Origin of the sequence: Halobacillus rhizosphaerae, from assembly GCF_046719735.1 — a bacterium.
GTDB classification, from domain to species: Bacteria; Bacillota; Bacilli; order Bacillales; family Halobacillaceae; genus Halobacillus_B; species Halobacillus_B rhizosphaerae.
The window spans coordinates 21,295-36,331 of record NZ_JAUTWQ010000004.1 but is presented as its reverse complement, the minus strand read 5'-3'; the positions used below and the strand labels follow the sequence as shown (position 1 = coordinate 36,331).

The following is a 15,037-nucleotide window of genomic DNA, read 5'->3' as shown; positions in this document are numbered from 1 at the left end:
CAATCCAAGACTATTTTTCTTCAAACTTAGGCTTATAAAATTTCCTTTGCTCCATAGGAAAAATTTTCTCCGTAAATTCTCCCGGAGCTGTTTTGTTGAGCGCTCTGTTTACCATATTCATTCTAGCATCAAGCATATCGATCTGGTGGAGAAGCTCTGCTTCACGAACTAACGGCGGCTTAGGACTCCCCCACTCTGCTTTCCCATGATGGCTTAAGATCATATGCTGAAGAATGGTCACTTCCTCGCCATCAATTTGCAGTTCATTCGCAGCAATTCGAATATCTTCAGACATCAACGGGATATGCCCAATTAATTTGCCTTCTAGTGTATAAGAAGGGGCTGCAGGACTGGTGAATTCCTTTAACTTACCTAAATCATGAAGAATAATCCCTGCGTATAGCAGGTCTTGATTTATATCAGGATATAGTTTTGCAAGTTCTCTTGCTAAATTCAACATGGAAACAATATGATGAGCAAGTCCGGATACATATTCATGATGATTTCTCACAGCTGCCGGGTAATGAAGCAGATCTTCTTGATGCTTCTTAACAAAATGCCTGGTTATCCTTTGAAGATTGGGATTCTTCATTTCAAAGATAGCTTCAGTTAGTCTATCCATGAGATCTTCTTTGTTCACAGGAGCTTTTTCAATAAAATCAGAAATTTGTAATCCATCAGTTGTTTGAGCTGGTCGGATATTATGGATTTTCAGTTGTGGTTTATTCCGAAACTTTCCCACTTCTCCCGCTACTTTAACTAGCTCCCCTTGCTGAAATAGTTCTTCATCCTCAGAACTTGCTTCCCATAGTTTTGCGTCGATTTCTCCAGTTGCATCTTTTAACAATAAGGTTAAAAAAGGGCGGCCATTACTTGCAACCCCTTTTGCGGCAAGTTTAATTAACAAGAAATGGTCGAATGATTCTCCAACTTGGTAATGAGCGATACCTTTTTTCACCATACTCCCTCCTCTTAAAGCTATAAAAAAACTGTTCCTTATTCATTCCTAATAAAATAAGCCCTTGGCTTATCATAAAGGAACAGGAACAGCTAACGTAATTACTCATTGTTATTATTTTGGTCCAGTTTCGGAACATAATTAAAGATCTCACCGGATTCTACAACATGGATGAACTTCATCAGCCAGCGATAGTAATTTTGTGCATACTCAAGTCTCTGGATATTCTGCTCGATTTTTTCTTTCAACGATTCATCCTCAGTGTTCACTTTAATCTGTCTTAATTCCTGAACAGCCTCATCCGCTTCTTCGATATTTGTCTCCGTATGGTGTCTCCAGCGGCTCCCAAATAAGGAAGTGAATGATTTATACCAGTCCTCTTCAGATTTATATAAATCTTTGCGGACCCCTTTTTTAAAGGATGGTTCAACCATCTTCATATCAGACAAAGCTCTTACGCCTGTCGACATACTCGTTTTACTCATTTCAAGTGCTTCTCTCATATCATCCAGCGTCATGGGGCTGTCGGAAAAATAAAGAACGCCGTATAATCTGCCAATAGAAGGAGTCACCCCATAGAGGTTCATGTTCTTGGCAATTACTTCAATAAACTTTTCTATTGTTTCTTCATATTTGATCCAGTCTTGCTTCTGTTCCTCTGGCAATGGATAACCCTCCAATTGCAATAGCTTGTATTAATCTTAAAACATTTTACCATTAAAACATTCAATTTGCGACCGTCTTCGCGCTTATTTTAAGGTTTGAGAATGGGAAGACTGCATAAGTTCACTAAGGTCCTCTCTCCAGGAAAACAAGATGATCTGATGACTGGCTGTCATCGTCTGCAGCAATTCCAGCATGACTTTTAACCTTTGTTCATCAAAGTGCACAAAAGCATCATCCAAAACAAACGGCAGCCCGGTTCTCTCCGCCATGACTTTACCTACTGCAAAACGCAGAGAAACATATAATTGGTCGCTCGTGCCTCTAGATAGCTCAGAAGCGTTGAAGACCTGTCCTAGAGAATTTTTGACCTGCAGATTGCTTTGATCCTTATCCAGGTATAACTTTACATACCTGGCAGACGTAACTTTCATGAAAAATTCTTGGGCAAGCTCTATAACTCTGGGGAAGTATTTCTTTTGATATTTCTGTTTTGATTCTTTTAACAGCTTTAAAGACATGCGATGAACGGCCCATTCGCGAGCAAGTTCGTTTAACTTTGACTTCTCCAGTTCAAATAGATGGAGATACTCCGAATGTTTCTCCGAATTTTCCAAACGCATAACAGAATTCTTGATATCCGCTAATTCCTCACGCAAGCTTTCCCTTTCTTTCTCATCCGCCTGCAATTGTTCTTCTTTCTGTTCAAGTTCATAACGTAAAGCAGATGTGCTGGGAGCAGTTTTCCAGACTTGAAAATCCTGCTGTTCTTCTTGAGATAGAAAGTGAAAAATTTGGTTTTTTAACTCTTCTTTTCGTTTTCGTAAAGCACATTCTTCTTCATAAAGACTTGCTTTAGAATAGAATTCTTCTTCATTATTCACTTGGGCTGTTTCGAATAATTGAATTCGCTTTTCTTCATAAGGTTTAAGTTTTTCCTGAATATCATCATAGGAATTTTGTTGATGTTCTAATTCTTGCTTAAGAGCTTCAATTTTTACTTTTTGTTTCTCCATACTGTCTAACCAATCAATAGATGTCTGAAGCATTTCCTCAATGCTTTTTTCATTCCATTCCCAATTGACGTCAGATAAAAACTTCTTTACCTCAGCCTCGATCTTATCCATCGTTTGTTCAAGGTTCTTCTCCTCGTCCTCTATTTCCTTTAAGGAATCCTTCATCTCTTTCGTCTTCGTGATCAGATGGTATAATTTTTCCCAATAAGCTAAATCCAATCCAGATAGAAATGGATAAAGTTGTTCTTGTTCATGGATCATTTGAAAATGCCGGCGGTTTAACTGCAGTAAATGTTTCTTTTTTTCTTCCAGCAGAATCTCCTCTTGATTCAACTGTTTCAGCTGAGTCTCCAAGGACTTCCGCTCTGCCTCTCTTTTCTGATTCTCAGAAAGGGCTTGTCTTATTGCGTGAAGGGAATATTCGTCCTCTTGCACTGCTCCGCCTTCCTGCTGTTTTGAGTGAAGCCAGCTTTCCAGCTTATTTGCTGATCGTTTCATCGATAGGCCGAAATAAAATAAACCCGCACTAATTAAAGTTCCTATTGCCAGTACCGGCCACTGGGAAAGATAGATACTTAACGTCAGTCCAGCTGTAAAAATCAGCAGAGCGGCAAGCTGCCAAAGATTACGACCCCTCCGGCGATTAAGGAGCAGCTCGTTCCATTGATTTATTGCTTCCTCAGTCAGAACAGAGGATTGTGAACTTTCCCAATCAGCGAGTTTTCTATTAAACTCCGTTTTCTCATTCTCTGAAAGAAGCTTCTGCTCGATTTCTCCCATTTCTATGGATATCCGCTGTTTCTTCCGGTTCAGCCGTTCTTGTTCTTCGGTCATACGTTCAGACTCATAATTTAAACTATCCTGAGTCTGTTTAATACTTCGCCATGTTTCTTCAATATAAAAAGGAAAACGATAATCAGCCAGCTCTTCTTCATTTACCGGGACATCCATAAGTTCGAGAGCACTTTTTAATTGCTGCTGCTCTTTAGCTTTACGCTGTTGCAGCTGATGCAGCTGAATCTTAGTTTGGTCAAAGATTTGCTTAGAATTGAGCAATTCCTCAGCACTTCTCTCCCCTGTATATTCAGATGAATGGCTAAGCTTTGCTAAAGCCTCGGCAGTCTGTTGCTTTTGAGAGGAGATCACTCGAGCCTCACTCTCAAGTGGAAGAATGGAATGGTTTAATTGTTCCAATCGTTCCTTCCCTTTTGGTGGAAAGTCAATAAGGGGACCTTCTGGTTGATTTTGGATAAGCTGATGGTATTCTTCAAGCAAAGGAACCGCCTTAATCACCTGGGAATGATTATAAATTTCTTTTCTTATAAGCTCGATCCGCTGATGTACATTTTCTAAACGTTCGCTTTGCTCTTCTTTTTTATTTAAAAGAGCGCGATATTCATCTTCCTCTGCTTCTGCTTCTTTTAAACGTTTTGCAAGACTTTCAACGATGGTCAGCTGTTGATTTATTTCAGGGTTTTTCCCTTTAGGTTTAAATAGCTCTTCTTCTTTCTTCATGAGCCAATTCTCTGTTCGATAAATGTTCTGGGTGCCTGTTAAGCCTATGTTCAGAAGGACTTCACCTAATTCTCTTCCGGTTAAACTGCGGAGCTGAATTAAATCTTCCGCGTTGAAAGTAAAGATGGACTCATAGACCGATCTGTTCAAACCACTGAGCAGCGCCTCTAGTACTTCCTCTCCTGCTTCTTCGCCGTTTTCAAACCGGCACAAGGCCTCTCCGTTCCTAATATCATGAATTCTTTCAATGAATACAGTCCCGTATTGATTCGATTGCAAGACCAGCTGTCCGCCCATGGGCCCGCCGGTCTTAGGCTGATAAAATTCTCTTTTCTTCGGAGGAAGCCCGAATAACATAAATAAAAAGAATTGCTGTAAGGTAGATTTCCCCGCTTCATTCCTTCCCGTTAACAGGTTAATCTCCTCTGTCTGAAAAGAAATCGAGAAATCCTGCCATTTTCCGAATCCATAAACTGTGGCTTCTTTTAACATCATGAGTTCGTCTCTCCATCCTTCAATAATAGGGGCAGCGTTTTCTCTTTAATACCGCTGATAATATCCTGCTTTTCCTCCTCAGTAAAAGGGGTAAGGTAAGCAGCGGCCCGTTTATGTTTGACTAAAGGTTTCAGCCATTCATTCCATTGATCCTCGGTTAGCTTCTCAACATCTCTAAGAAACTCTCCACTGAAATGGTTACTTTGAATCAGTTGTGCTTCATCAACTTCCGGCTGGTCGTTAATGTTAATCTCTGTTATAAACACCCAGCTGCTCTCATACACCTCTTCCTCATTGAGGACCTCTCTCCAATTCTCGATAACTCCTTCAGACTTCCACTTTTGCAGCCAGCCTGATTTCCCCTGAAAAGTAAGACTCAGCATTACCTTAGAATAATTCTCTTTAAGATTTGATTTTATCTGATTAACCAGCGGTTCGATCTCATGAGGAGATTCAAGAGAGAGATTGTCTGTAACTTGGTGTTCATACACAATACTTTGAAGCGGCAAAAATTCAAAAGCCCATTCTCCGAAAGAATGTTCCACAAGATAGCATCCCTTTTCTCCCTGTTCTTTGCGGGATCGACCTTGTATATTTCCAGGATAGATAATAGGAGGCTCAATTGAAAGGTGCTGACGCTTATGTATATGACCAAGTGCCCAGTAGTCCATTGACTGCTCCCTTAACTCTTCCAGTGAGAAAGAGGCATAGACATCATGATCGCCTCCAGGACCATCTAAGCTTCCGTGAAGCATAGCAATATGTAAAGGACAGGTAGGATCACGAGTAAATTCGGCCGCTTTGCGATCTGTCACCTGTTTTTCCACGTAACTGAAACCGTAAATATTTGCTGTATGGGTCCCTGCTATAATTAAAGGCAGTACCTCTACTGTTTCTTGCGTAAATACATGGACATTATCCGGGTACGTGACCGGGTGTCTCATACCCTTTAAATAATCATGGTTTCCATGAGTGATATATACTTGAATCCCTTCATTATCGAGCCTTCTAAAGCCATTTCGAAGGTGAATCTGAGCTTTAAGACTTCTCGTTGATTCATTGAATAAATCACCCGCAATCAAAACCATGTGAACTTTATGATGAATCGCCTGATCTATTAACCGGGTAAATGCTTCGAAGGTGCTGGCACGCAGCTGTTCGATGAGGGATTCCGGAACACCGCTTAACTGAGTAAATGGACTGTCCAAGTGTAAATCCGCACTGTGGATAAAACGGAGATGAGACTCCATAAACATCCTCCTTTTCTATCTTTTATTTTAACAAAAAGGGATAGCGAATGCACGTTCGCTATCCCTGGCAAATAAATATTCATTTACTTTCACTCAGCTATTGATTTTCTTTTCTGGATAGCTGCAGTGCTCGTTTAAAATCTTTTAAGGAAGAAGACTTCCCATACATAAGTACTCCCCCGCGGTAAACACGTGCACCGAGCATACCTAAAAGTACGATAGAAACGATAAGAATACCGATAGAAAGGGCAATTTCCCAAACCGGAATATCCAGCATGCCTACCCGCAGAAACATAATTAATGGGGTGAAGAATGGAAAATACGACGCTGCCTTAATAAATGTGGCATCAGGCATTCCTAAGCCGACAATCGCTAGGAAGAATGATGCCACTACCATCATAATCATGGGGGCAACGATTTGCTGAGCATCCTCCAAACGACTTACGAGCGAGCCAAGCATGGCGGCAAGGGTCGCATACAATAAATAACCAAGTATAAAGAATACAACAGCGAACATGATTGTAGAAGCCTTAGCATGGGTGACTCCAATCATATCCAGAAATGAACCACTGCCATTATTTTTCCCTAATTTAACCCCTGCGTAGCCGGCAAGGATGAAAATTGCAAATTGAGTAATACCTACTAAAGCAATACCGATAATTTTCGCAAACATCTGGGATACAGGCGAAACGCTGGAAATTAAAATTTCCATGACCCGGCTCGACTTTTCGGTTGCTACTTCCGTTGAAATCATGTTTCCATACATAACAACGGAAAAGTACATAAGAAAGAGCATGATATAGACTAGCCCGCGTGTTTGATCCAGTTCTTCTGCTGTTTTAGCACTTTCTTTCAACGGAACTAGATCAAAGGTAACCGGACTTGAAATTTCCTGTAAAGTCTTAGGATCTATGTCGGCCTGATTCGTGACGATTTCTGTTTTAAGCTGCTGAAGAGCTTGTTTAATCGGACCGCTGATATCCTGGGAAGCAATTTGATTCGCATAATAAGAAGCTTTAGGAAGACCATTTTCCGTCGGCTGAACTTGTAGAATAGCATCAAAATCTTCGTTCTGAACCTCTTGTTTAGCTTCTTCTAACGTACCGCTATAACCTTTAACACTTAAATCCTCCTCCCCAGAAACGCCTTGTTCAATAGCATCCACCCATTGAGGCTGGTCTGAGAGGACGGCCACAGTCTTTTCATTGTCTTTGTTAAAGGATTCAATGATCGATTGAATATTAGACAATCCAAAAATAAGGACTAAGCTTACTGCAGAAATAATTAGAAAAGACTTCGATTTCACTCGATTCGTGTACGTTTGAGCCAGCATGATAAAAAACTTATTCATAAGAGGCCCCCACTTTCTCAATAAAGATATCGTTTAATGACGGCTCTTCTAAATCAAAGGTCCGCACAAAGCCCCTGCCCTGCAAAGCTTGAAAGATTGGTTGAGAAGCTTCTTCATTCTCTACTTGAAGTTCGCAGCCTTCGCTAATTGGCTTATATGAAGTTACTCCATCCATCCTTTCTAAAAATGAAAGATCAAAGTCGGCTTTAATTCGTATATTTTTCTTTTCGTAGGATCTCTTAATTTCTTTGAGACCACCATGAAGAACTGGCTTTCCGTGGCGGAGAATACATAGATGCTCGCATAATTCCTCAACATGCTCCATCCGATGAGTAGAAAATACAATCGAGGTTCCCGCTTTCTTTAAATCGATCACCGCTTGTTTTAACATCTCTACATTGACAGGATCCAAACCTGAAAACGGCTCATCCAAAATTAATAACTTTGGTTTATGTAAGACTGCAGAAATGAATTGGATCTTTTGCTGGTTACCTTTTGATAATTCTTCTACTTTTTTGGTTTGATATTCTGGAACTTTAAAACGGTCCAGCCATGATTCTAGTTCTTTTCTAGCTTCCTGCTTGTGCATCCCCCTGAGTTTTGCCAAATAAACCAGCTGATCCTGGACTTTCATCTTAGGATATAATCCTCGTTCCTCGGGCAGATATCCAATTAAATGACTCTGGTCATAGCCAATTTCCCCGCCGTTCCAGGTAATTTCGCCTTCCGTTTGATCTAATAACCCTAAGATCATTCGGAATGTCGTGGTTTTCCCTGCTCCGTTGGCTCCTAAAAAACCAAACGCTTCTTTTTCGGGAATTTCCAAGGATAAGTGGTCCACAGCAGTAAACTTCCCAAACTTTTTAGTTACCTCATTTAAATAGAGTGTCATTTCCATTCTCCTTCCCCGCTATGTGTTACGATTAAATCAGTCCTGTGGTTTCAAAAATATAAAATTTCACTCAAAAAGCAGGATTTCTCTCGTTAGAAGACAAATTTAGATAAATGAACGATTGTTCTGGGAGGTAGTAATATGAAAAAATACTTTTTAACTGCATTTGAGCGTAATGGAACCAACATTCTAAATGAAACGTTTGAAGCAGAGAATGATGACCAAGCAAAAAAGATTGGCGGTGAAAAACTAAAGGAGCAGGGGATGGAGGAACATACACACCGCTGTACAGCTCCTGAAGGCCATTTAGTCCTTTTTCACCGTTAAAATATGGTCAATTTTCATGCCAAGCCGTATTTGAAAAATTGTTATTAGGCATTTAACTGCCTTCTCCATTAATCACATTTAAAGTCGCGTTCATGGACGCGACTTTATTTATTTGCTCCCTTTGAAGTTTGGCTTTCGCTTCTCCAGAAAGGCCTTTACCCCCTCCTGGTGGTCTTCTGAATGACGCAGCTTCCATTGAGACTGCCTTTCTTTCGATAAATACTGTAGAAGCTGATCCAGTCCGTATTGATGGTAGATCTGCTTTGTTGCTATCATAGACTGCAATGGTCTGCGGCTCCACTTTAAAGCAAGTGCCCATGCTTCTTCATGAACATCTCCATTAACGATAATATCAACTAGCTTATGATCGAAAGCTTCCTTGGCTTTCATTTGCTGACCTTCCCAGGCAAATTGTTTGGCAAGATGGACCCCTAGCCGCTGTTGCAGCCAGAAATGACCCCCTCCATCGGGAATTAACCCAATTCCAATAAAGTTCATTGAAATGGTTGCCTCTGGAACAGCCATTACGTAGTCGGCAGCGAGTGCGATGCTTAGTCCCAGCCCAACTGCTGGTCCATGAACTGCCGCTATTACAAGTTTCGGCATGGTGTAGATGGTTGTTACAATAGTTTCAATATTATCCATGATCTTATCGTAGGCAGCTGGATCTGCAGCTTCTTCCATCATCGTAATGTCCCCGCCAGCGCAAAAACCCTCTCCTGCACCAGATAGGATGACTACTTGTGCTTTCTTGTCTTTAATCTGATTTAGTAATTCTGCAAATTCTTCTAACATTTCTGCGTTTAAAGCATTAAGTTTTTCTCCTCGAGCAAGTTGTAAATGAACGACATTTTCCTTTTCTTCTAGTTTGAAATGCTTCATTTAAATACCCCTTTTTCTTGAATAAATCACACTTAATTGAATTCTTTATGCGAATGCGAAATTCCTGCATTGTTCGACAAAAATTAAATAATAAAACATTTATTCAATAAGGAATTCTCACTTTACCAAATTAATGCTCCCTATTCCTGAAGACTCAGTTTCGAGATGTTTTGAAGATTTCCTTTACGGTCACCAGAGAGTCGAGGTCGGGGAAATGACTCGCTTTCCATGGGCGGCCGGTGAGCTTCCTCGGGCAAATGGCCCTGTGGGATCTCACCTGTCCTATCCTCCCATAGGAGTCTCCCCATTTCCACGACCTCTTTATGATTATAAGGAGAACGGAAATATCAAAAGCATTGGACTAAGATAAGCAACCCCCTAATGAAAGTAAATCATGGAGAACAATATTCTGTGTCCCATCAAATGAACATTATAAAAAGGAAAAAGTAAGTCGTTGTTCAATCTATCCCTTTTTACTGAAGAATTGGTTACAAAGAAATCTTTTAAATTTCCAACTCATTATTAGGTGGAAAATTGGAATCATTTCGAAAGAATCATGAGGCAAAGTCCGGAGGGGGACGAGAAGACTCCTGCGGGAGAAGCATGACAGGTGAGACCCCGGAAGACGAAGTCTGAGGAGGCTCAGCGTATGCCCGCGGAAAGCGAATCGTCCCCCCCAGGGCTTTAACCACGCAATAAAGTCTCGAAATCGAGCCTTCCAGTATCCTGCACTATAATTGAAGACTCACTTCGAGCGAGTGGACTGATGCTTTGCTTATTGAAACCATATTCCGATCTGTTTTTTCTAAAAGATGATTATATATAAACGAACACGGACTCATGTAAAATCTCATAAAAAAACCACCCTCGAGAGGGTGGTTTTAGAAAATTACCTTATTCTTGTTCTTCGTTAGGGTCGCCGTAAAGCTCTTCAAGAGGTTTCGTGATAATGCGGCTTACGTCATTAATCACTGTATTTAAACGCTGTTCCTCTTCCATAAGCTTAGAGATCTGTGGATGCTGCTGAACAAGTTCTACTACTTTCTTAGCTTGTTCTACTTCTTCCTCAGAAATCTCTTCACCCTGCATTTGTTTCTGTTGAAGGCTGATTTGTGTCTGACGGAAATTATCAAACATTTCTTTCGCAGCTTCATCACTCATTACTGTTTCATAGGCGTCTTTTAAGCCTTGAAATTCTTCGCTGTTGCGAATTGCTTTCTCTAAATCATATGCATTATCGTAAATATTAGCCATAAGTTAAGGACCTCCTAAGTTTTCGTTCTTTGACTCCTCCCCCACTATAACAAACGATTTAGCTCATGTATAGGAATAGGACATTATCCTAGAAAGAGAACAATAAATCCCTGTAATAAACCAATGATTCCTCCTAACAGAGCACCTAAATAAGTAATCATTTTAAATTCACGCCGGGAGATTCCAAGCACCATTTCTTCCAAACGATCCACTTGGAAGGATTCTACCTCTTCCTGAACAATTTCGGATAGATGCATGGATTTCATTAGACCTTCTATACGATCAGATATAGCTGCACTCAACTGCTTCACAACATAGGGGACCAGGTCATTGAGAATTCTTGACCGGACTGGCTTACTCCATTCAGCAACCGAACGCGACATCCACTCCTCTATGGGAAGCGATTTAGCGACAGCTTGTCCTAGCGCTCGGCCGACTGCTGATTTACCAATTTTGGCTTCAAATTGACTAATTGGCTGGCTGGCAAGCTCATGAAGTTCATCCTGGAGCATACTGCGCAGCCAGTCATTCGTTTCTTGCGCTGATATATAGCGGATAATGGCAGGATACATCCGCTCCGTTAAGCTCTCCGATCCCATAAATGAAGAAATCATACTTCCAAAAAAACCTTGGTTCTCCAGGTAATTATTAATAAGCTCTGAGACCTTTTGCTTCCCTTCATAACTATTCAAGTATTCTTTTACTTTGAATTGGATATAGTCCGCAAGCTGACCGGTCCCTTTTTCCGCTTTTCTCATCCACTCATCGGACAGAACTTCTCGAGGAGATTTTTCTCGGTAATTTTCCATTACAGCATCATATCGCTCCGCCACCCAATGACTAATTTCTTTCTCCATTTTTTCTGAAGAAAGATCAATATCTGCCTTGGTGAGCAACTCCTGTACGGCTGCCGGGTGTTCCAATAGTCTTTTAACTTCTTCTTGGGCCCACTCCGTGATATTCGTTTGAAACTCGGGGTGTTCTAATTTCCGCCTTAATCCCTCTGCGGTTAATAAATGATCAACAACCATCCTCCCCAACTGCTTGGCAAGTTCCTGCTGGCGTTTAGGAATTAAGCCCGGGGTAAAAGGGATTTTATATTTCCCTATATAGCGTGCCTTATAAGGACGAAAAAGCATTTTAATGGCTAATGAGTTTGTCACACCGCCAATCAATGCTCCGATAATAATCATAAATATGATGATAAGAACTGGGTTCATAAGCTAGCCTCTTTTCTAAAATTCTGCTTATCCCAGTATAATGGAATTCATATAACGACGCCAATTAAAGCTTTATAAGATATCTTTACCTTCCAATATTTTCTAAATAAAAAAGACCAGGACATTATCCTGATCTTAAAAGTCAGCTTACTTCAGCATCCCATGAATAGTGCCGAACCGTGTAGCATGCTCCATTTCATCTGTCATCGCAATAAATAACGGTTGATAAGCGATTTGGTTTGGAATCATAAATATCATAGTCCGGTACATTTCAAACGCCTCAAATTCCGCTTGCTGAGCTTTCTTCACCCCATTTTGAAAGGATGTATATTCTATTTTGACTGGTTCAAAATGGTGATACTGCCCTGTTAATTGGTAATGAAGGTGTTGAAACAGCTGATAGTGCTTGGCTTCATCTTCTTCTGCATGTTTAATGTAATCTTTAAAGAAACGATTACTTGTATCTTCACCCAGCCTTTTGTAAAAATCATGAGCACTCCATTCATCCTCAATTGCTTTTTCGAGCATCTGAATAAAATTATTACTTTGTACCACTTCACCGCCCCCTCTATTTCATAATTATTTTAAGTGGGACAACTTTATGCCTGTACTTGTAGATTATTCCTGGAATAATTTTTCTCCAATTATTGGTTTTAGTGATCTTATCCTTCCATGGAAAACCTAAAGTAAGGAGGTGACATTATCATGGCGAAAAAAGAAAAAGAATGCGCTCCTGAAGGAAAAGATAAGTTTGAGTTAGATGTCGACCGGATGATTAATGAAGGAATGGCTGCGGGAATGACACGATCCGTTTATGGCCGAGAACAGATAAGTGAAACTCATCCTATTCCTAAACAAGAAAAAGAATGATTCAGTCAAGGCACTCACTTTCAAATGAGTGCCTTGAATCTTTTTTTACTTTATTGAAGTTACTACAATGATTTTTCTCCTTGACATGTGACATCGTGTCATATATTATTTATCCGACAGCCAAAATGACACGATGTCACATTAACGATAAAGGAGGTATCCTTTTATGCCTAAGCCCACCTTTTTTAATCTGCCAAAAGAAAAGCAGACAGTATTAATAAGAGCGGCGAAAAAGGAGTTTTCACGTGTTCAGCTTTATGAAGCTTCAATCGCAAATATCATTAAAGACGCTGGTATCGCGAGAGGGAGTTTTTATCAATATTTTGAGGATAAAGAAGATGCTTTCTTCTATTTATTAGAAGAACATTCTAAAGAAAATAAACAAAGATTTATTGAGATGCTAAAAGAAACGGAAGGACATATCTTTGATACGTTTACGTACATGTTTCAATCCATGATCAATAATTTCAATATTGAAGAGAACCACAATTTTTTCAAGAATGCTTTTCTATATATGAATCATAAGGTAGAGAATGCATTTACTCAGGAGGACAATAAAGAAAAATTCAAGCAGTTTTTCGCTCAGATGAGTGATTTAACCGATAGCAAAATTCTTAATATATCCGCGAATGAAGAAGTATTTCACGTGTGGCAGATTCTCATGGCGATCACTATGCGCAACTTGATTCAGCATTATGTACGAAACTTAACTAAACAAGAAGCCATTAATAATTTCACTACAGAACTTGCACTCATTAAAAAAGGGCTTTATAAAGCACCAGACGACCATTCATAGGGGGGAACGTTATATGGAAGACGTTAAAAAAAATCCACAAGAACAACCACAAGAGATAAACCGTAAGCTAATAGTTTCCGTGCTGCTTGTCAGTGCTTTTGTGGCGATATTAAACCAGACACTATTAAATACAGCACTGCCAAATATTATGAGCGACTTAAACATTACAGCGAATACAGCCCAATGGCTGATGACAGGATTTATGCTGGTCAACGGAGTCATGATCCCTGTTACTGCCTTTCTCATTGGAAAATTTACAACACGAAGACTTTTCTTTATCGCAATGGGACTTTTTACAGCAGGGACCTTGATTGCATTCATTGCCCCTAGTTTCCCAGTCCTTCTTATTGGTCGTTTAGTCCAGGCCGGAGGAGCCGGAATCATGATGCCATTAATGCAGACCGTCTTTCTGATGATCTTCCCTGTTGAAAAAAGGGGAACAGTAATGGGAATTGCCGGACTGGTTATTGCGTTTGGTCCAGCTATCGGACCAACACTTTCCGGTTATCTGGTTGAACACTACTCATGGCGTTCTCCATTTCTAGTCGTATTACCGATAGCTGTATTGTCCATTCTTTTCGGGGTGTTTGCACTTAAAAATGTAACAAAGCAAACAAATCCTACTATAGACATTCTGTCGATTCTTCTCTCTACTTTAGGGTTTGGTGGACTATTATACGGCCTGAGTGATGCAGGTAACGATGGCTGGGACTCGCCGCAAGTCTATATATCCGTTATCATTGGAGCCATTGCATTGTTCTTGTTTATATGGAGGCAGTTCAGACTTGAAACGCCGATTCTAGAATTTAGAGTCTTTAAATATGGGATTTTTGCCATTGCTTCTACCACGACAATGATTGTCATGATGGCTATGCTGGGAGCTGAGCTGTTACTTCCCATTTACATGCAAAACATGAGAGGATTTACTGCGTTTGAATCCGGGTTATTGTTATTGCCAGGAGCCATTGTAATGGGCATTATGTCTCCTATTACCGGTAGAATCTTTGATAAGTTCGGTGCCCGCTGGCTGGCTATGATCGGCTTGACTATCGTGGCAGTAACCACTTATCAATTTACAAACCTTACTGCAGATACGGCCTACTCGTCCATTCTTATTATTTATGCGATTCGAATGATGGGGATAGCCATGGTCATGATGCCTGTTTCTACAGCAGGATTAAACCAGCTGCCTAAGAGACTGATACCACATGGTACCGCCATGAACAACACGATGCGAACCATTGCTGGTTCAATGGGGACCGCCATGCTTGTTACCGTAATGACGAATACCTCTAAGAATTTCGATCCTGATATGAGCAAATATGCAGGTGAATCCTCTGCCCAGGTAAAACAGCAGGTCATGTCAGATGCGATGATTCATGGAATAAATATGGCCTTTCTTGTTGCAACAGGAATAGCTATTGCAGGGATTATTCTTTCTTTCTTCTTAAAGAGAACGGATCCTAACCTTGACGATTAAAGAATGAAGATGATAGTTCCTATGGGAAAACAAAGTGAAACTTCACTTCCTTTCCTGCGGGAACATGA

General features: G+C 40.4%; 14 protein-coding genes. 4 read left to right on the top strand and 10 right to left on the bottom strand.

Going from position 1 to position 15,037, the window contains the following annotated elements; all coding sequences use genetic code 11:
• Nucleotides 1-10: 10 nt before the first annotated feature.
• The 6 genes from yhaM to Q7A53_RS06760 all read right to left on the bottom strand — a co-directional run bounded on the left by yhaM (nucleotide 11) and on the right by Q7A53_RS06760 (nucleotide 8,140).
• Complete coding sequence (gene yhaM, locus Q7A53_RS06785) at nucleotides 11-958, bottom strand: 3'-5' exoribonuclease YhaM (RefSeq protein ID WP_411788383.1); 948 nt, start codon at nucleotides 956-958, stop codon at nucleotides 11-13.
• A 101-nt stretch (nucleotides 959-1,059) separates the two neighbouring features.
• Entirely contained in the window at nucleotides 1,060-1,623 is a 564-nt protein-coding gene (locus Q7A53_RS06780) for a GbsR/MarR family transcriptional regulator (RefSeq protein ID WP_411788382.1), read from the bottom strand.
• 84 nt (nucleotides 1,624-1,707) lie between these two features.
• Nucleotides 1,708-4,647, bottom strand: coding sequence for an ATP-binding protein (locus Q7A53_RS06775; protein ID WP_411788381.1), 2,940 nt, complete (start codon nucleotides 4,645-4,647; stop codon nucleotides 1,708-1,710).
• Nucleotides 4,644-5,897 (bottom strand): metallophosphoesterase family protein, encoded by a 1,254-nt coding sequence (locus Q7A53_RS06770; RefSeq protein ID WP_411788380.1) that lies wholly within the window; start codon nucleotides 5,895-5,897, stop codon nucleotides 4,644-4,646. Before Q7A53_RS06770 ends, Q7A53_RS06775 begins: the two co-directional genes overlap by 4 nt.
• A gap of 97 nt (nucleotides 5,898-5,994) precedes the next feature.
• Nucleotides 5,995-7,248: an ABC transporter permease gene (locus Q7A53_RS06765; protein ID WP_411788379.1), complete on the bottom strand. Its 1,254-nt coding sequence runs from the start codon at nucleotides 7,246-7,248 to the stop codon at nucleotides 5,995-5,997.
• Nucleotides 7,241-8,140 (bottom strand): ABC transporter ATP-binding protein, encoded by a 900-nt coding sequence (locus tag Q7A53_RS06760; protein WP_411788378.1) that lies wholly within the window; start codon nucleotides 8,138-8,140, stop codon nucleotides 7,241-7,243. Before Q7A53_RS06760 ends, Q7A53_RS06765 begins: the two co-directional genes overlap by 8 nt.
• Before the next feature lie 141 nt (nucleotides 8,141-8,281).
• On the opposite strand from Q7A53_RS06760, the gene Q7A53_RS06755 reads away from it, so the two are divergent.
• Nucleotides 8,282-8,467 (top strand): YhzD family protein, encoded by a 186-nt coding sequence (locus Q7A53_RS06755; protein ID WP_411788377.1) that lies wholly within the window; start codon nucleotides 8,282-8,284, stop codon nucleotides 8,465-8,467.
• Nucleotides 8,468-8,575: 108 nt separating this feature from the next.
• On the opposite strand, the gene Q7A53_RS06750 is transcribed toward Q7A53_RS06755, so the two are convergent.
• The 4 genes from Q7A53_RS06750 to Q7A53_RS06735 all read right to left on the bottom strand — a co-directional run bounded on the left by Q7A53_RS06750 (nucleotide 8,576) and on the right by Q7A53_RS06735 (nucleotide 12,378).
• A complete protein-coding gene (locus Q7A53_RS06750; RefSeq protein ID WP_411788376.1) occupies nucleotides 8,576-9,349 on the bottom strand; it encodes an enoyl-CoA hydratase in 774 nt (257 codons plus the stop codon).
• A gap of 894 nt (nucleotides 9,350-10,243) precedes the next feature.
• Entirely contained in the window at nucleotides 10,244-10,603 is a 360-nt protein-coding gene (locus Q7A53_RS06745) for a YlbF/YmcA family competence regulator (RefSeq protein ID WP_411788375.1), read from the bottom strand.
• 83 nt (nucleotides 10,604-10,686) lie between these two features.
• Nucleotides 10,687-11,823, bottom strand: a complete 1,137-nt coding sequence (locus Q7A53_RS06740; RefSeq protein WP_411788374.1) for a DUF445 domain-containing protein — start codon at nucleotides 11,821-11,823, stop codon at nucleotides 10,687-10,689.
• 147 nt (nucleotides 11,824-11,970) lie between these two features.
• Nucleotides 11,971-12,378 (bottom strand): ferritin-like domain-containing protein, encoded by a 408-nt coding sequence (locus tag Q7A53_RS06735; protein WP_411788373.1) that lies wholly within the window; start codon nucleotides 12,376-12,378, stop codon nucleotides 11,971-11,973.
• Nucleotides 12,379-12,528: 150 nt separating this feature from the next.
• Here Q7A53_RS06735 and Q7A53_RS06730 point away from each other — a divergent pair, with 150 nt between their 5' ends.
• From Q7A53_RS06730 to Q7A53_RS06720, 3 genes are all read left to right on the top strand, one after another.
• Nucleotides 12,529-12,693 (top strand): hypothetical protein, encoded by a 165-nt coding sequence (locus Q7A53_RS06730; RefSeq protein WP_411788372.1) that lies wholly within the window; start codon nucleotides 12,529-12,531, stop codon nucleotides 12,691-12,693.
• Between the two features lie 166 nt (nucleotides 12,694-12,859).
• A complete protein-coding gene (locus tag Q7A53_RS06725; RefSeq protein ID WP_411788371.1) occupies nucleotides 12,860-13,489 on the top strand; it encodes a TetR/AcrR family transcriptional regulator in 630 nt (209 codons plus the stop codon).
• Between the two features lie 13 nt (nucleotides 13,490-13,502).
• The gene (locus Q7A53_RS06720) at nucleotides 13,503-14,969 is read left to right on the top strand and encodes an MDR family MFS transporter (RefSeq protein ID WP_411788370.1); all 1,467 of its coding nucleotides are present in this window, start codon (nucleotides 13,503-13,505) and stop codon (nucleotides 14,967-14,969) included.
• Nucleotides 14,970-15,037 lie beyond the last annotated feature (68 nt).